This window comes from Pedobacter yonginensis (assembly GCF_003173595.1).
GTDB lineage: Bacteria > Bacteroidota > Bacteroidia > Sphingobacteriales > Sphingobacteriaceae > Pedobacter > Pedobacter yonginense.
Genome location: NZ_QGNZ01000002.1, coordinates 860,678 through 878,468, shown reverse-complemented (window position 1 = coordinate 878,468; position 17,791 = coordinate 860,678). Strand labels below are relative to the sequence as shown.

Here is a 17,791-nt window from a genome sequence, read left to right as displayed (position 1 = left end):
TCGTGGGTTTCTCGTGGGTTGCAAATTCAACGGGCTCTTCTAAAACACATTTTGGTTAATAACCAACCTTCTTTCTGATTAAATTAAATCTGGTTCGTAATAACTGTAAGGATTTAGGCATCATTGCGTCTAACTAATAAATTTGGTGGAATTGTATTGCTTATCTTTATATAGATCTTGATTGACAAACTTTAATGGAAACGGATAAAAACCGAACGGCCGCAACAAAATTATACTCCTGTAACCCACAGCAATGGGTTGCCCAATATGCCGATTATCTGTATGGCTATGCCATTACGCGAATTGATGATGAAGATTTAGCTAAAGATTTGGTTCAGGAGACGTTTTTGTCTGCACTTGAAAAAGTAGATCGATTTGAGGGCAGAAGTTCAGAAAGCACTTGGCTAACTGCAATTCTTAAAAACAAAATTATTGATATTTACCGCAAAAAAGCATCTGGTTTACGACAATTAGAATCTGATGTTTCTTTGAAATACGACACTGATTTTTTTAATGAGGAAGATGGCCATTGGAATGAAAATCATCGCCCGCAGGTTTTTGGACTGGAAGATTATGATGTGCTTGGAAAAAAAGAACTAAGGGGTATTTTGAAATTGTGCTTACAAAAATTGCCATCACTTTGGCTCTCGGTTTTTACCATGAAACATATGGACGATGAAGCATCAGCAGCAATTTGTACTGAACTCAATATCACTGATGCTAACTTTTGGGTAATCATGCATCGCACAAAAATTAATTTGAGATCATGCCTGCAAAAAAATTGGCTTTAATAAATTTGATAAAGATGTCTGAATTAAAAAAAATTGCCTACAACTGTAAAAAAGCAACTTATCTAATAGAAAAAAAGCTCATCGGAGAAATTACGATACGCGAGAAACTGGAGCTGAAACTGCATTTGGCGGGTTGCTCCATTTGCAGGACTTTCGAGCGTCAAAGCCTAATCATTAACCAAATGGTAAAAGTGCTCTTTAAGGATGGCCAGAAACATAACCTAAAGCTCGACAATCAATTTAAAACGAAACTGCAACAGCGCTTAGAAAATGAGTTAAAAAAATAGGCAAACCAATAATCGATTTGCCCATTAGTTTTGGATATTTTTATTTTATCGCCAATTGTTGTTCATCGGCATCAACAACCTTGATGTAGGCATCTCGAAAATCCTGCGCCTTATCTGCTGGAACATAATCCTTCTTTAAAATCATTTTACGGGAAAACACAATCTTATTCCCTACAGCCTTACCTGTTAAAGAATAATCCAAATAATCATTCGAAATATTTATTGGCTTTAATTCTTCAACCAATTTCTTTCCTTCAGGCAATTGCATTGTAATTTGTTCCATGCAGTTTTCACTTAAGAAAAGTTGAGTTAAGTCTATTCCGAAAAGCCGCGGTTGGGTAACCTGTAATTGATTGGCCGATGCCGCCATAGACCAAGGTAACGAAAACACACTCATTCCAGCTACAGGCTTGCAATTTTTCATTAATGCATATTCTGTATAAGCCTTTAAGGTATCAGACGTTGCGGTAATTGGGCTTAAGTTTGTAAACTTCAAAACGTACACGTCGCTTTCAGGGAAAACACCTGCCAAGGTTTCCTTCAACTTTTTTATTTGATCTTTATTGGATAAATCATTATAATCTGATCTGGTACTGCTTGCTACCGCCCCAGTAGAAAAGTTGGTCTCCTTTATCTGCATATCGTTGCCCTTCAACACGATAGACGTGCTGTAATTGCTTACATTTTTCGGGCGTTGTAAAGGGTTTAGGGTTGTAATGGCTTTTGTTTTATTATTTATTTCTAAAATTTGCTCATTTAATGACCCATTGTAAAACGTACCAAATGGTAGTGTGTTTGAGGTTAGTTCTACATAATAATCTTTACCACCAACAATGGCTTTAGCTATACAATGATTAAAATCTATATTTGGCAACAGCATTGTGTTTTGTCCATTGTCTCTAGTTTTTACCAATGCAAGCTCAGCATTAATGCCAGCTTCTTTACACATGGTAACGAACAATGTCGAAACATCTTTACAATCGCCAATTCTGGTGTTAATCACCGTAGCAGGGTTTTGAGGTACAATGCCACTCTGTCTGAAGGAAACCGAGCTGTAAGAAATGTTTGACGTAATATATTTATAAATGAGCTTGATTTTCGATAAATCATCCAAACTTCCCTTATCCTTAAAAATATCGGAGATAACAGTTTTGATTTCGTAACTGCTTCTGGCCTTCGCTGTAGCAATGTTGTTGTACCAATCGGCTACAAACTCCCAATTCGGAATGGATGAAAGATAAAGAATATTGGTAACATCATCCATTGGAGGCATTTTATCCTCATAAATTAATGCCTTTTGATTTTCTGCCTTCCAAACATATAAGTCAAATTCATCCTGTTGCGTTTTTATCGGTTCAATTGCTTTTTGAGAGAAACTGTACTTGAAAGCCTTATTTCTGTGCACCAATAAAGAAAACCTGGTATTTACATAACTTACACCATGTGTAAAATAAAACGAATCCCAGAAATGCGTAGCCAAGCTTCCGTCATTAAAATTCTGAATCTTGTATCTTAAATTAATTACATCACCAACTTCTAAGTTCGTAAAAATAACTTGACTGCCATTTTGCTCTGCCGGAACCTTTGTGCCGTTGGCCTTAATCACCTCGGCAATTTCAATGTTATAATTTTGAGAGCTGTAAAAAGGGATGTTATATTCTTTTAAATTTTCCAATCCTTTTTGGGTAAGCACTTTCGATACATAAAAATGTTTTTCTTCTGATCCCCCATTTTCGTACACCACCTTTTGAACCTCTTCATTTAAAATCAACATATGATCGTCAGGGTAATCTGCTAGCTTTGGAGCTTTTGCAACCAATGCCTTTACATCTGCCTGTTCAAAATAATCAAAAACATCTTTTTTATCTTCTATTTTCCGAAGCGCTTTTATTGCCGAATAATTGTTTGGTCTTAACTGCAAAGATCTTTGGTAGGCTTTAATCGATTTATCTTTTTGTTTTTCCATTTCATAAATCTTACCAAGCGATTCGAAATAGGTGCTATAAGCTGGTGCAATTTCAAGGCATTGCAAATACAATTTCTCTGCTTTATCATATTGCTGGAGCGCATAAAACCGATTGGCCAAATCAACATAAACACCCACAGAAATTGGGTCGTTTGCAATTTCTTTTTGATAAACAGCCAAGCCATCCTGAACCTGATTTTTGTCAAAATAAGCCTGTGCTAAATACTTCGACATCTCATAATTATCATGCTCATCTACATATTTCTTAAGGTAATTTATGGCATTGGAGTTCTTTCTGATTTCCTTTTCGCATAAATATTTAAGCCAGACTACCGAACTAGAATTTGGAAATTGGGAAAAAGATTTATCCACTAATGCAATAATATCTTCTTGATTATTTCTTTTTCCAGCGAGCTGAATTTTTTTAGCGAGAATATTTTCATTTTCCCCATAAATGGCCTCAAGCTTTTTCATAACCAACTCGGCATTGTTTAAATCCTGTTGATTTATTAAATCGTTGTAAGTTAAGCTCAGGGCATAAGGCGACTCTGGATCTGCACTTTTAATAGTTTCCTGGATAGTTTCAGCGCCTGTTCTATTGTCTTCCTTATTAAAAAGCTCGATATATAAATTATTTATAAGCGTACTTTCAGGAAACGTTTCTTTGAGTTTTTCTAAAATCTTACGAGCTTCGAATGCATTATCGTTACGAAGGTAAAGTTTGGCTAAAAGAATCTTATTTAAGTAACTCTCCGGATTTTTTGCGATCTCATTCTCGAAGTAGCTGATTGAAGAGAGTTTTACATCAGACGGTTTAAAAGTCGTTTCTTTTGTATAGGCTTGTACATCTGTTGTCGATGTAATACCATCCAAAGCTTTGCCGTTCTCATCCGTTAAACGAACTAAAAAATTAGATCGATTTGCGTAGCTTTCTCCAATTTGAATCAGTACCCTGTTATACCCTGCATTTAACTTCACGGTGCTGATATACGAGTCTAAATCGTTATTTCTTTCGTCTGCTTGACTAATCAGCAATTGGTCATTTACCCAAACTTTAACAGATCCCGACACGCCAATCCGCAGCTGTGCCGTTACTGATGTTGGAGACTTAACGAAGTTTTGCGCAAAAATAACCGAGTTACCATAATTGCTGTAATACTCAAAATCGAACCACTTGCTATGTTTCGTAAAAGGCACTTTTCGCCAACCAAAATTCTGATTTTTCTTACCTACAAAAACAGCATCAGCTTGGGGTTTATCTAAAACATCATAGTTTTTATCAAAGCCACTGGTGGATATGTTTTCAAATTCCCCGGTAATTAACCAATTATCTAAGCTGCCGATTTGAGCATAAGCTCTATCGGCCAATTCGTATTTTTTATTGGCTTCGTAATAACCCCCTATGCTGGAATTTGCCAAGGCATAAACGGTGCCATCAAATTTCTTTTTCAATAAAGAATTATAAAAATCAAGGTGTTTGGCACTTTGAACACTAGAGTTGTAACTTAAGGCGTAGCTTCTCCACATCGCCAAAAGATATGGTTCTGGCTGATCGGCTAAATCAAAGAATTTTTTTAAGTACTCAAAGCTTACTTCTCCCGACTCATCAAACTCTGACATTAGGCTTAGTGCCAAGTAAGATTCTTTTGCGGTTTCTTTATTTTTTGCGAGTTCAATAAAAGATGCTCTAGCGGTTTTACGATCATTTTTGAGGAAACTTTCCCATGCCTTGTTCACCGAATTTTGAGCCTTTAATCCCACTGAGAGTAAGATTAATAACAATAGAGTAGCGTAATTTTTCATATTCCAATGATAAAATAAAATTTTCGAAAATGCGAGTACGAAGAGAAGGAATTTCTAAATAATACCCACGTAACAAATATTTTATACCGTTAAGCAATATCATCAATTAATCTCCCTTCAATTGCAAGAATCTCTACTGCTATTCTTATAACTTATCGTTTTAACAATGTTCTCAAAAGCCGGAATTTATGTAACAAGCATTTATGATATAGACTTTAAGGAAAAAGATACCGTTGATTTTTGGCTTTGGACAGATGAATAAATCAGCCTAAACGTTTTCTATATTTTACAAGGAATATATAAGGTTAGGTGGCCTCAGCTCGAAATGAAAGTATAGCAACCGCCAATAGAATGGCATGGGGCGCAAATGTGATTAAAAAATCATCGCTAGAAAACAGCTTAAATACGAAGCAAATGAGATAGAATGGAAGCCACCAAATCACTTGAGAAATAAGCAATAGGTATGGCTTAATTGGTTGAGTTCCTGCTTTGATGAATCGTGCATAGATTAACCAAAATATTAACCAGAATGGGATGCACACCAACAGGCTGCCCAAATAACCAATCAATACATTTAAATAAGTTAGTTCGAATAGAAATTGGTGGATTGGGGTGTTTGATACTAGGTATTTAAGCAAATAAAATAAAGGCATGCTACCTGTTAATACCAAAGCCCACACTTGTAAGGGATATTTATAATGTTTAAGCATTTCAATAAATATAGCCTTTGTAATTGAGTATCTAAAATAAATACCGCTTATTGCCACACCGAATCGCCGTTCGTAAATGTTTTAAAAGAGGTTTTGAATTGCTTAAGCGCACAGGCGCTATCCTAAACCGAGGGCTATTGACTTAAAAACTAATTAAAACTCAATCTCAATTTTTGAATCGACATTCGAATGCGCGTTTTTACAGTGCCTATTGGCATATTTAATTTTTCGGCAACTTCTTCATGCGTGTAGCCTTTAAAATAAATTAAATCTATAATTTCTTTCTGTTTGCTGTTAAGCGTATTGAATAATGATTTCAATCCAATGGTTTCTGGATTAAAAGAATGCGTGTAATTGGTATCCAGTTCGGCAGAAACAAAATCAAGTGAAATGTTTTTGGCACCGTCTTTATTCATCTTTAAGCGAAGATGATCCAGTGCAGTATTTTTTGCAATTCGGCTGATCCACGTAAATATTCTAGACTTTGATGGATCGTAACTTGACGCGTATTTTCTAATCTTAATAAAGGTATCTTGAAGCAAATCTTCAGCAGTTTCCTGCTGCAATACAATTTTATTTATAATGCCCAATAAAGCAGGTGCATACATTTTATATAATTGATTGAAAGCACCATACTGACCAGAAATCAAGCCTTCTGCGAGCACAGTCTCATCTGGTAGTGAAAGCTTTTGTAATGATTTAACACTAGGGGTTGTAAGTATAAATGCAATCATGGATAGAGGTTATAGGTGTTCAACACGCTAAACCTAAATATGTTTTTGGTATTCCAAATTGCTCTTACTTTTGCGGCAACAGGCTGTTAAATAAGGTGATACAACTACCTAGGTAGCGAAAACGAAATGGTTGTTCCCTTTTCAATTTCTGAGGATGCATGTATTTTGCCTTGCATTTTCTTTACTAAACTGCTTACAGCATCCAAACCCAGGCCATTACCCTTTTTGCCAAAGCGATCTTTTTCTACCGATGTAAAGCCTTCTTCAAAAATTTTATCGAGTTGATCTTTTTCAATCCCACGTCCATTGTCTTTTACGCTGAAGTAATACTGACTGTGATCTTCGCGAAAGCACAATTCTATTTCGGGCTGGCTTTTGTTGTTGTAGCGAATGGAATTGCTCAAAAGATTCAATAAAATCTGTTCGAGTGCTATTTTTGAACTTTTAATTTTGGCAGAGTTTGACAAACTGATCTTGCATTCTTGCGGAGCATTCAGCATGGGCAAGATCCTTTCAAAAAGTTCATCAAGTTCGAAAGTTTCGTGTGCGGTAAGAAGAGAGGCAGGCTTTTTTGAATAATCGAGCATATCATCCACATAAGTAACCAGATTTCTTGCCGATCGAAGCGCAATATTAATTAAGCGAACAGATCGGTCATCACCTTCAGAGTCGAACTTTTTCTGAATGGAATCTGCGGCCATAATGATACTCGTTAAGGGGTTCTTAATGTCGTGGGCTACCCGATGGGCAAATTTTTCGATAAAAGTATTGGCTTCGACTAATGCCAAGTTAGCCTTTTCGAGCTCTTGCAGTTTGCGACGGAGCTCTATTTGGTGCAACGCTTGTTTGCCTAAAATACGAAGTGCCCGGAGTTGATTTTCACTCAAATCTTTCTCCTCATGGTCGATAACACAAATGGTACCCAAAGCGTAACCCTCGGGATTAACCAAAGGCACACCAGCATAAAAAACAATGCGTGTATCGCCAGTTACCAAAGGATTATTTACAAAACGCTCATCCTTTCGGGCATCATTAACCACCATAATCTCCCGGTCGTTTAAAATGGCATGCGAACAAAAGGCAACTTCTCTTGCAGATTCTTTTAAATCGGTACCAAAGCTCGATTTGAACCACTGCTTATCTTCACCCAAAATCGTTACTAAAGCAATTGGCGTTTGGCAAATCTCGGCAGCCAACAGGGTCAATTCATCAAAATCCTGCTCAGCACCCCAACTGTCAATCTGATAAGATTCAATAGCTTTGAGTCTTTCAATTTCATTTGCTGGTTTACCGGGGATGATCATTATTTACTGCGGGGATTAAAACATCCAAATGTAAGTAAAATAATATCGTGTTTTTACGCATAAAAAAAGGGTAGAAATTCTGATTTAAAAATGAACATCTCTTTTAACAACATGTAAATCGATAAACCAAAGCACAATAAAAGGGAAGAACCTCTCCAACCCATCAAATAACCATTTTGAATAATTTTGAACATTTAAGTTAAGCCAATGCTTCACCGAAACTAATCTACATCTCCTGAAAATATGATGCTCATCATTTATTCTGGCTTAATGTGTTTCCATATTTACAGTATGCAAGTGCTTGGTAAAATCAACTAAATTACTGGCCCGAATTTTAATTAGAATTTTATGTTAGGCGATTTAAACAAAGGAGCGTTAATCGATTTTCTGGAACAACAGGTAATCGGCAGATTGGGTTGCCATGCAAATGGCGAAACCTATGTGGTACCAGTTAACTATGTATATAAGGATAATGCAATTTACAGCCATTCAGGAAATGGTAAGAAAATCGACATGATGCGCATCAACCCTCAAGTTTGCTTTGAGGTGGATGAAATTGTTGACACTTTTAGATGGAAAAGTGCCATCTTATCTGGGCATTTTATAGAGCTTTTTGGTGAAGAACGGCAACAAGCCATGCAAGGGATTATCCACAGAATTATGCCTTTAACCAATAGACCATCAGAAGAACCCTCGCACGGAATCAATCCAGCGAAGCACGAAGACATTGTGGTGTATAAAATTATGCTCACAGCTGCTACAGGGAAATATGAATCGCACGAGCAAGGCAAGTATTAAACGCAAAGCCAGTTTCAATTTTTACTAAAAAATCATTTTTGCCAAAGGCCTATTTAATATCTTTGCCCAAATTATACCGAAAAATAAAAGCAAAGCATAACGAATGAGCACCCAAAATGAGGATCTGGTAGCCAACTGGATTAAAGAAAATGGAAATCCGGCAATTGAAAAATTAACTCAGATAAATCAAGAAACCGCCGAGGAAGTGACTTCTCTTCTCAAACAAAAAGGATTGGATGCCGATAGGCTGGCGCTTTTGGTTGATATACAAATTGCAGAAGTAACCCAGTGGCTTAACGGGAAACATAACTTCAGCCAACAAAAACTCGATCAAATTCTAGCCACAATCAATTCAAAAATTAAATAAGCACCCCTATTTTATTGCAGAGGTGCTTGGTTGATGTAAACACAAAATTAATTTTGAACTTTAATTTCTGTTCTTCTATTTAACATTCTACCTTCTTCGGTTGCATTACTGCTAATGGGCTCCTTTTCTCCATGACCCACAATGGTAAAGATAGAGGCATTTAAACCCGCATTTACGAAGTACGATTTAACGGCATTTGCTCGATCGATAGATAAAGACAAGTTATGCTCCGGCGTGCCTTCGGCAGATGAATGCCCATTGAGCACAAATTTGGTGTCGGGTGCTTTTTTCATTTCAGCTACCGCTTTATCTAAAATTGGAAACGAAGAAGTTTTCAGTACAAAAGAGTTAAACTCAAATTGAATATTATCTAAATTAAAATTTGGTTTCTCAACAGGGGCTGGTGTTTCAACTACTTTTTCGGGCGCTGGCTGAGGCTTTTTTTCTTCGATTGGCGGTGTAGGCCGAGAAATTGGAGCAGGCTCTGGTTTGGCTGCAAATTTCTTGGTTTTGCAAGAATAAAGTGTTAAAGTAGATAATCCAATAAGCGTAGTAAAAAAGAAATTTCTTGAAAAATTCATGTTTTAGGTTTTATGAAATGGGTGCTTTTACATTAAAAAGCGGTTATACTTAAAGCTATATAACGATACATTTTAACAGAACTTGTGTTCTACCCAAATTTCGAGAAGCAATAAATAGCTGAAAAGGGTTCGAATATATACTTTTTATCAAGATTTTGTTATCTTTAAAAATCCCTAAATACCTCTTTAAAATGATTGGTGAAGAAGATCTTAAGAAGCTCATGCACGCAAAAAACGAAGGTTTTCAGTCGGCGCTTTACGATCGTTATTCTTGTCAGGTATATGGCTGTTTTAGCTCTTTCTGCAAAGACAAATCCATGGCATTGGAACTTATGAAGCGAGTTTTTGAACAGGCAGAGATGGAAGTAAAAACCACCGGAGCGGTACAAGGTAAATTATCCATTTGGTTGTTGCGCATTTCAAGAAAAATATCAAGAGAGTATTTATTGGATTTTTCGATCAAGAAAAGCATAGAGGAGCGTTGTCCGGTACAACTCATCCTGTGCGAAGGATTTAGTCCGAAAGAGGCCGCTGGGTTATTGGGAATCAGTTTGGTAGAGGTAATTGGCAAGTTAAGACATCATTTGAGAGGATAATATGAAAATGGATTTAGCAGGATTTTTAGAAAGTGGCTTACTTGAACTCTACCTATTGGGCAATCTCGATCAGGAAGGGATAGCCACGGTTGAAAAAATGCGCTCGATGTATGATGCTGAAATTACTGCCGAAATAAATGCACTAGAAACTTTTTTTGAAGAGGATGCCTTAAAAAATGCCATAAAACCAAGTGCTGCGTTTGAGATGAAGATGGAAAAGGTTTTTGCCAGCCTTCAAACAGAACAGCAAATGAATGTAGGCGAGCTTCCATTAATTAGCCCATTTTCAAGCGCTGAGGCATGGTTGACGCGAGTTGCTGGTGATTTGCCAAAGGATAAACCAACCAAAAGATTTGAAAAACTACTCCGAAATGAAGATGGCGTAATGCAAGTTTTAGTAATTTCTGAAACCGATATTGATGAGGAAGTACATGAGGATGTAGAAGAAAGTTTTCTGATTTTGAAAGGAACGTGCATCTGCACCATTGGTGCAACTTCTCAACAGATGGGCCCAGGAGATTTTATGCAAATTCCACTTCACTTACCACATACCGTTACCCTCACCTCAACATCCGTTACCGCAATATTGCAACACGTTCAAGTTGGCAATTAACACAAAAACTGCTTTTTAAGCCTATAAAGTGTGGATGATTTACTTCAAATCAAAGCATTGTACTTTTGCTTCAATCTTTATCATGCTTAATTAAAAGATTGTCGAAATTCTAAAGGCGATAGGTTGGTTTTCTTTTTAAAGAGTGCGCTGAAGGATTGGGCGTGTTCAAAACCCAAGGCATAGGCAATTTCACTAATGGATAAATCACTCGTTGCCAGTTTCTCTTTAGCCTTATCAATCAACTTTTCATGAATGTGCTGTTGGGTATTTTGTCCGGTATGCACTCGGAGCAAATCGCTCAGGTAATTTGGCGAAAGATTCATCAGTCCGGCGATGTGTTGTACCGTAAGTAAGCCCTGTTCTGCCGTGCTATTGGCATCAAAATATTGGTGTAAAAGCTGTTCAAACTTCGCCAGCAATTGGTGGTTGTTATTTTTGCGGGTAATAAATTGCCGCTCGTAAAAGCGGTTGGAATAATTAAGCAGAAGCTCTATCTGCGAGAGAATAATTTCTTGCGTATGCCGATCAATATGCAAACATTCTTTGCTAATCTTCTTCAATATCGCAATCAAATTTTCTTCTTCCTCTGCCGATAAATGTAGCGCCTCATTTACCGCATAAGAGAAAAAACCGTAATTATTAATGTTTGTGGCAAGGGGGTGCTTCAATAAAAAATCAGGGTGAAAAATCAGTAAATCACCAGATCCGCATTCTATATTTTTTAAATCCAAATACTGTACTTGGTTGGGTGCAGTAAAACTCAGTACACCTTTATCGTAATCATAATGCTGTTGGCCATATCTAATTTTACCAGTTGCTTCTCTCTTCAAAGCAACGCAATAAAAGCGGTTTACAAAGCCCTTCCAAATCTCATCTTCTAAAAAAACACAGTCTGAAAGATTGATTACACTCACCAAGGGGTGTAAGGGTTCGGGGAGAGAAAGCAAACGATGAAACTGAGAGATGGATTTTATGGTGTTCATTTTACTAAATTAAGTATAAAAGGATGCAAAATGAGGCTGCTGTGTAAAAATGCAGCCTCTTTAAGTTAATCGATTAGCCCCATGCTAAACTCATCATAAGGTTTACCGGTGTCAGTACCCAATGGCACGATGCTTTCCAGCCTAAGCAAATCAGCATCACTTAATTGAATGTTAGCTGCCACCAGATTTTGTTCAAGGTATTTTCTTCTTTTTGTTCCGGGGATGGGTAAAATGCCCTTACTCATCACCCAAGCCAGTGCAAGTTGCGCAGGAGTGATGTTTTTCTCATCAGCCAAGTTGTTAATCGCCTCCACTAATTTAATGTTTTTGTGGAAATGCTCCTCTTGAAAACGTGGGATGGCCCTGCGGAAATCATTTTCGGGCAAATCATCTATACTTTTAATTGCTCCAGACAAAAACCCACGACCCAATGGGGAATAGGCAACAAAGCCGATGCCCAAACTTTTTAGGGTTTCCAATACTCCACGTTCTTCTACCGTTCTTTCAAACAAAGAATATTCGCTTTGTACTGCCGTAACGGGATGAACGGCATGTGCGCTCCGGACAGTTTCAGATGAAACTTCTGACAAACCGATGTAGCCAATTTTTCCCTCTTTCACCAATTCGGCCATAGCACCTACTGTTTCTTCAATCGGTGTATTTCTGTCCAAGCGATGTAAATAATACAGATCGATGTAATCGGTATTTAGGTTTTTGAGCGATCGCTCTACCGATTTCTTCACGTATGCTTTTGTAGCTTTTATTGCCCAGGTTACTTTATTCTCATCGTTAATTTCCCAACCAAATTTGGTGGCGATGGTGTATTGATTGCGCTTGCCTGCAATGGCTTTCGCAATAAGCTGTTCATTTTTAAAAGGGCCATATAAATCGGCCGTATCTAAAAAATTGCCACCCAATTCTAAAGATCGATGTATGGTTGCGATGGCTTCTTGTTCATCGGCTGGGCCATACATGTGTGCATCTTCAAATCCCGTCATGCCCATACAGCCTAAACCCATCTCGGCAACTTCCAATCCTTGAGTGCCTAGTTTTATCTTTTTAATGTCCATAGTTTTGCTTTTTTGATGATACAAAATTGCAAAAGCTCAAACCCCCAGCTGTATGCAAAGCCACTAATTCTGTATGCAAAACAAGGATGTTGATGCACACCTACCGTTTCTGGCTTTTCTTAAACAAAAACAGCCGCCCTTTTGAGGCAGCTGTACGTTTTTCGATAGGGTATTTTTTATTTTGATAGGCGAAGGGCAATTTTATCACTCGCCAAGGCCTCCGTTTGGTAGGCTTCTGAACGTGCGCTTGCAAAGTTTGTGGTTTTGATGTTCTTCATATTGGTAGCCACTAAGGTGCTGTTTAACGAAGTTCCGTTTAACTTTAACACAGCATCATCTTTAACTACAGTGTATAAACTGCCTGTAGTAGCTTTAATTTTTGCGGTAGCACTTTGGTATAAGAAAAGTTGAAGGTATTTTATATCGAAGTTGTTGTTGGTAACCACCACCGATTGACCATAAGCTTCGATACGTTCTAAATCTTTCAAGGTGATGTTTAAGGTTACCTGTTGGTTTTCCATTGAGTTGATGTACAGGCTATTCCCTTTGCTGATTACCGAAGTTAAGTTGGGATCAAAATTATCAGAACCGCTGATGCTTTGCTCGTTACCCTGTGTAAGCACAACCTTTACGTTACCACTTACCCAAATGCGATTTACATTTTTAATGGAAGTTGTTTTTACTAATGGTGCTGGCTCTGCTGCGAAAGTTGTGGCGGCTGATGAAGCAAATAATACTGCTGTTAATGCTGTTGCGAATAATGTTTTGGCTAATGTTTTCATGGTTTTATGTTTTTAAGTTTCTTTATTGTTTTTTGGTAATAAGACGTGGTGAAGCCCAAAACGTTGCAAGCAAAATTGCCGTATTATACCAGAAGGATAACCTTCTAGACCAACGCCCGTATTTTCTCGACCAAAAACTGCTCATAGAACGAATCATGAAGCCAAGCTCACCTAATTTTATAGGTAATAAAGCTTTTGCATTAAACGTTTGGTAGTAAAACGATTTACATTTCAAAAATGGGCATGTTGCTTTAAGCTTTAAAAGGAATAATATAAACCTTCAGCTTCGCGACCATTTGCTTTATCCTTTTGATAAATCTGAACTCGCTGGGAGGTGTATATGCACAAAAACCTAAAGTCCCAACGAATAGGATGCACGAAGTCTTAACGTACGAGAAATTAACAATGGGATTATAACAGCGAGGAGGGGGTTGAAGTAGCTTATGGCATTTTATGGTGGATAATAGCGAACTGGTTATTATATGTTGAAGTGCGTAATTCATGCTAAATAATTTTTAAATGACTTACTTTGAACTCGCTATTTCCGTCCAATTTAAAATAATTCGTTTGAAATAAAGAAAATCAATAAATTAGAGGATCCTCCTTGTAGAAATTTATTGTTTCAGGTTGTGCATGGAGATGAATTCGAAGTAATTTTGATTATGTCTTAAAATGGATTAGCCTAATAATATTCAAAACGCCATCATTTCACTAGCTTAAAAAAATTCTTAACTTTCTTGACCACATCCATCCAAAAATATTTAACTGCCTTTAATTGCCTTAAACAGGGGGTAACTCAGTATGGCCCAGCGCCACACAAACCTATTTTACTGCTCAGCCTGATCGAACTTATTGAAAAAGGTTTAGTCCCCAACAATCAATTTGAGGTAAATGCCGATTTAGTCGCTACGTTTAAAGAAAATTGGTTACTTCTTGTAACTACTTTGCATCAGGCTGATTTTACACAGCCTTTTTACCATTTGCAAACTGATAAAGTTGAAGGTAAACCGTTCTGGGTTTTGCAACCATACTTGGGGATGCAAATAAATGCTCCCATCAAGTCTGTGTTAAAGCTCAGTCAAACTTGCGCTTTTGGCCATCTCGACCCACATTTATTTATGCTGTTAACGGATGTAAGCATCAGAGAAGTATTCAAAACATTATTGCTCGAACGCTATTTTGCATCAAATAAATCCCTTTTTATTGAGGCTAAAATACATGGCGAAGGTTACTTGCATGATCAGGAAGAGTTTGTATTGAACGAACCCGAAGCCAAGTACAAACGCATCATTATTAATACCGAAGAAGATGTATTTGTTCGAAACGGATTATTCAAAAAACTGGTGCCAAAAATATATGGCAACCAATGCAGTTTTACAGGCATGCAGCTGAGCAGTACCTTTGGCCATAGTTTTATTGATGCCTGTCACATTGTACCGTTTAGTCAAACCCATGATGATAAGGTAACCAATGGAATTGCCTTATGTCCAAATCTCCACAGAGCATTTGATCGGGGACTTGTCAGTATATCTACCGACTTCACTATTCTCGTTTCAGATCATGTGATTGAACAGGAAGCTCATGCTTATGCTTTGAAAGGACTATCAGGAAGAAGGATTTTATTGCCGAACAAACAGATACATTTTCCAGATAGGGATGCGCTTGAGTGGCATAGGGAACATGTTTTCAAAAGCTAAGCTTCTAACTGAAACCTTAGATAACAAAGTAAATTTTTTAGTTATACCCTTTTCTTAAAATCTCAACCTTTTCCCTTCCACTTGCTAATAGTCTTTCATACAATTTTTTGTTTTCTTCAAATAATTCGACGACTTTATCTATCGGATTAAAATTAGGCTGCACATTTATCGCATTAATTGTTGAGCTATCGTTACTAGTGAACGTATTGGAAATTATATTTAAAATAGTCTCTTCATTGAAACTTTTTATTCCCTCAGCGGTAACACCAAGTATGTTCGCAATTTTTTCCAGAGTAGAATCCTCAATATCTTCGCTTTGCTCAATCTTACTAACGGCTTGCTGGCTAATACCCAATTCTATTGCAAGCACTTCTTGTTTCATTCCTCGCAATTCTCTAATCCTAGAAATTTTACGTCCTAAGTGCGTGCGAGTGTTTTTATCTGAAGTTTCCATATTCCAAATATATCTAAAATTTCCCTTTGGTAAAAAACAACCAGCTTATTGTATTAAACAAGCTGTTATGGTTCGCTACAGCAATGCTGATTTCGACATTTGAACAAAATTGAAAATTAATGCGCTTATCGAACTTAAACCACACACAAGCTATTGTTTCTGAGCTAAATATATTTATCGAGTTACTAGCAATAAAATTTAGACCTTTAAAAATTTATTCATTTTGCACCATTACAAAATCCAATATTCGTACGGGTTGCTTTGCCGTTGGCCAAAACCAGTATAAGACACATTACTTTCTGCTAATGGTGTTGGAAAGCTCAACCATAATTGCCCACGAAGCACAAAACTTTGGCCGTGCACACTTTAAACACGGCAAAATTACCATACTTACACATGGCATCGAAACCATTAAAGCTTGTATTGAAAAGCAAAACCGGTGTTTCATCACTATATTTAATGAAGGGGAGTTACTGTACAATGGTAGCGAGATTTTGTTGCCAGAAGCTAAAATTCCTTTTAACCCAAGCCAAAACTATATAGAGGCAAAAAAGCATTTCGAAAGTCGGATTTTATTGGCAAAGGGTTTTCTAGTTGCAGCAGCAGATTGCCACAAGAACCACCATTATGCACTTTCCGTTTGTTTGATTCACCAAGTGATTAAACAATGTAGCCTAACGTTAATTCGGGTTCATCTTGGCTATCCGTATGGTCTCCAACATTTAGCTCAGCAGCTCGATTTATGTTGCTGCTTCTCTGAAGAACCTGCTAAGCTGTTTAGTAGTACAAATGAAGATTTCCAGCTACTTGATATTTTATTGAGAAGTTCTGCCCAGGCCAAATTCAATCGGAACTTTAAGGTGAATGCTGCCGATGCAAATAAACTCCTATCAAAGGCTTATGCATTCTTCGAACTCACGGAAACGCTTTGCATGCACAAAATAGCAGAGTTTAAATTGCAAAATGTAAAGCATGCAGAAATGGAGGCGAGTTGCTAATACTATAATTCCTCATATCCCTAATTCGGTTTTTTTAAAAAGGATTTCATTATAGATTCGCTCTACTTTCGCGATGAAAATTGCACTAGTGAAGTCATCAAGATGTTCGTCAGTCGGACGGGCTGTAAAGCAGTATCTTAAAAAATAATCCAGCACCCGAGCATTTCAGAATAATTCCGGTTTTGACGTTTCAGTCAATCCACTGACCTACAGTATTTTACAAAAATCATCAGTTTTCGACTCACTAAAATTTACCATTCAGAATGATTGAAAACGAGTCTTAATGTGTTATAAAAACCAAAACAAAGCCTTAAAATCAACGATTTGCGCAACAATGTTCTGGTTTGAATCTAAGGAAGTGGTCCCGACGATAAAAAAATCATCCTCAGAGCATGTTTAAATTGAGTCACTTCTGTTCAAAAAAGTCCAGATCTAATCAAATTACATTCCCTTTTTTACTCCCTAAGTCCTAATGAATATTTAAGTTTTTATTCTTCCAAATAACTATCACTATGAGCGTAATGTGGCTGATTAAAAATCTTGACTAATTTGTCAGCTATTCCAAATGTTCAACTTGGCTTTTTAAATGAGAAAGAAGTCCGGGCAACCATTTAACAATTTTTTCTTCGCAATTTAATGAGTGAATGTGACTATCATTATTGATCCAATTCCCATTCATTGCAAAGTGAAACCTTTTAAAATCAAATTTGCTATTTAAAAATTCATTGAAGCCTACAGAGCTACTAACAGTTGACAAGAAGTTAGAATCCGATGATACTGAATCTAACTTATCTTGATATTCGTTTAATTGATAAAATTGCCAGTGCGGTTGTGGATGTTTGTTTTGTACGCTTTCATAGCTATCCCATTCTGCCCTAAACAACTGAACTTTTGTTGTAACTTCATAATCTCCCTTGAATAGAGAAAGAGAAATATTTGTTTCAAAAAACATCTTATTTAATTCGATGTTGTTTTTTGATAAATTATTTAGATAATCTTTCTTCGTTATACCACTTTTGTTTGTGTACGTCGATTCAATATCGATTTTAGTAAATTGAATTATAATCTTTATCCAGTAATCAAAATACCATTTTACAACTTTTGTATCCTCAAGATAATTTTTGTGCAAATCTTTTGCATCACTAATATTATTTGAAACTAACCTATAAATTCCAAAACCATCTTTTCTGATAAAAACATTGTCTGGGAAATAATCTTGAATAGATTGTTGGAGGCGATTGATTAGATTATCCATTA

At 36.8% G+C, this 17,791-nt stretch carries 18 protein-coding genes; 8 read left to right on the top strand and 10 right to left on the bottom strand.

The genetic code is table 11. The features are described 5' to 3' along the window. The first annotated feature begins 194 nt into the window (after positions 1 to 194). Positions 195 to 791, top strand: a complete 597-nt coding sequence (locus DHW03_RS10620) for a sigma-70 family RNA polymerase sigma factor (RefSeq protein WP_109925766.1) — start codon at positions 195 to 197, stop codon at positions 789 to 791. 14 nt (positions 792 to 805) lie between these two features. After that, complete coding sequence (locus tag DHW03_RS10615; RefSeq protein ID WP_109926026.1) at positions 806 to 1,078, top strand: zf-HC2 domain-containing protein; 273 nt, start codon at positions 806 to 808, stop codon at positions 1,076 to 1,078. 40 nt (positions 1,079 to 1,118) lie between these two features. Here DHW03_RS10615 and DHW03_RS10610 read toward each other — a convergent pair whose 3' ends face one another. The 4 genes from DHW03_RS10610 to DHW03_RS10595 form a co-directional block, all read right to left on the bottom strand. Continuing rightward, the gene (locus DHW03_RS10610; RefSeq protein ID WP_109925765.1) at positions 1,119 to 4,847 is read right to left on the bottom strand and encodes a DUF3857 domain-containing protein; all 3,729 of its coding nucleotides are present in this window, start codon (positions 4,845 to 4,847) and stop codon (positions 1,119 to 1,121) included. A gap of 305 nt (positions 4,848 to 5,152) precedes the next feature. Beyond that, positions 5,153 to 5,557 (bottom strand): hypothetical protein, encoded by a 405-nt coding sequence (locus tag DHW03_RS10605; RefSeq protein WP_109925764.1) that lies wholly within the window; start codon positions 5,555 to 5,557, stop codon positions 5,153 to 5,155. Positions 5,558 to 5,706: 149 nt separating this feature from the next. Continuing rightward, positions 5,707 to 6,291 carry an RNA polymerase sigma factor gene (locus tag DHW03_RS10600; RefSeq protein ID WP_109925763.1) on the bottom strand — a complete coding sequence of 195 codons (585 nt, stop codon included), beginning with the start codon at positions 6,289 to 6,291 and terminating at the stop codon, positions 5,707 to 5,709. Positions 6,292 to 6,395: 104 nt separating this feature from the next. Next, complete coding sequence (locus DHW03_RS10595; RefSeq protein WP_109925762.1) at positions 6,396 to 7,595, bottom strand: GAF domain-containing sensor histidine kinase; 1,200 nt, start codon at positions 7,593 to 7,595, stop codon at positions 6,396 to 6,398. A 348-nt stretch (positions 7,596 to 7,943) separates the two neighbouring features. Between DHW03_RS10595 and DHW03_RS10590 the strand changes: the two genes are divergently transcribed. Together DHW03_RS10590 and DHW03_RS10585 are read left to right on the top strand one after the other, a co-directional pair. Beyond that, positions 7,944 to 8,393, top strand: a complete 450-nt coding sequence (locus DHW03_RS10590) for a pyridoxamine 5'-phosphate oxidase family protein (protein ID WP_109925761.1) — start codon at positions 7,944 to 7,946, stop codon at positions 8,391 to 8,393. A 103-nt stretch (positions 8,394 to 8,496) separates the two neighbouring features. Further along, entirely contained in the window at positions 8,497 to 8,760 is a 264-nt protein-coding gene (locus tag DHW03_RS10585) for a helix-turn-helix domain-containing protein (RefSeq protein WP_109925760.1), read from the top strand. Positions 8,761 to 8,807: 47 nt separating this feature from the next. Here the strand turns inward: DHW03_RS10585 and DHW03_RS10580 are convergent, their stop codons facing one another. Next, entirely contained in the window at positions 8,808 to 9,341 is a 534-nt protein-coding gene (locus DHW03_RS10580) for an OmpA family protein (RefSeq protein ID WP_109925759.1), read from the bottom strand. A 191-nt stretch (positions 9,342 to 9,532) separates the two neighbouring features. On the opposite strand from DHW03_RS10580, the gene DHW03_RS10575 reads away from it, so the two are divergent. Both DHW03_RS10575 and DHW03_RS10570 read left to right on the top strand, forming a co-directional pair. After that, positions 9,533 to 9,937: a hypothetical protein gene (locus tag DHW03_RS10575; protein ID WP_109925758.1), complete on the top strand. Its 405-nt coding sequence runs from the start codon at positions 9,533 to 9,535 to the stop codon at positions 9,935 to 9,937. Between the two features lie 7 nt (positions 9,938 to 9,944). Next, positions 9,945 to 10,550 (top strand): cupin domain-containing protein, encoded by a 606-nt coding sequence (locus DHW03_RS10570; protein ID WP_165825406.1) that lies wholly within the window; start codon positions 9,945 to 9,947, stop codon positions 10,548 to 10,550. A gap of 86 nt (positions 10,551 to 10,636) precedes the next feature. On the opposite strand, the gene DHW03_RS10565 is transcribed toward DHW03_RS10570, so the two are convergent. The 3 genes from DHW03_RS10565 to DHW03_RS10555 all read right to left on the bottom strand — a co-directional run bounded on the left by DHW03_RS10565 (position 10,637) and on the right by DHW03_RS10555 (position 13,385). Beyond that, positions 10,637 to 11,533: a helix-turn-helix domain-containing protein gene (locus tag DHW03_RS10565; protein WP_109925756.1), complete on the bottom strand. Its 897-nt coding sequence runs from the start codon at positions 11,531 to 11,533 to the stop codon at positions 10,637 to 10,639. Between the two features lie 65 nt (positions 11,534 to 11,598). Next, complete coding sequence (locus tag DHW03_RS10560; protein ID WP_109925755.1) at positions 11,599 to 12,603, bottom strand: aldo/keto reductase; 1,005 nt, start codon at positions 12,601 to 12,603, stop codon at positions 11,599 to 11,601. Between the two features lie 176 nt (positions 12,604 to 12,779). Further along, on the bottom strand, positions 12,780 to 13,385 hold the full coding sequence (locus DHW03_RS10555; protein ID WP_109925754.1) for a GIN domain-containing protein: 606 nt from the start codon (positions 13,383 to 13,385) through the stop codon (positions 12,780 to 12,782). Between the two features lie 737 nt (positions 13,386 to 14,122). On the opposite strand from DHW03_RS10555, the gene DHW03_RS10545 reads away from it, so the two are divergent. Further along, entirely contained in the window at positions 14,123 to 15,082 is a 960-nt protein-coding gene (locus DHW03_RS10545) for an HNH endonuclease (RefSeq protein ID WP_109925752.1), read from the top strand. Between the two features lie 37 nt (positions 15,083 to 15,119). Here DHW03_RS10545 and DHW03_RS10540 read toward each other — a convergent pair whose 3' ends face one another. Continuing rightward, the gene (locus tag DHW03_RS10540; protein ID WP_109925751.1) at positions 15,120 to 15,536 is read right to left on the bottom strand and encodes a helix-turn-helix domain-containing protein; all 417 of its coding nucleotides are present in this window, start codon (positions 15,534 to 15,536) and stop codon (positions 15,120 to 15,122) included. Positions 15,537 to 15,655: 119 nt separating this feature from the next. On the opposite strand from DHW03_RS10540, the gene DHW03_RS10535 reads away from it, so the two are divergent. Continuing rightward, positions 15,656 to 16,534, top strand: a complete 879-nt coding sequence (locus DHW03_RS10535; RefSeq protein WP_109925750.1) for a hypothetical protein — start codon at positions 15,656 to 15,658, stop codon at positions 16,532 to 16,534. Between the two features lie 556 nt (positions 16,535 to 17,090). Here the strand turns inward: DHW03_RS10535 and DHW03_RS10530 are convergent. Continuing rightward, positions 17,091 to 17,789, bottom strand: a complete 699-nt coding sequence (locus tag DHW03_RS10530) for a hypothetical protein (RefSeq protein WP_109925749.1) — start codon at positions 17,787 to 17,789, stop codon at positions 17,091 to 17,093. Between the last annotated feature and the right edge of the window lie 2 nt (positions 17,790 to 17,791).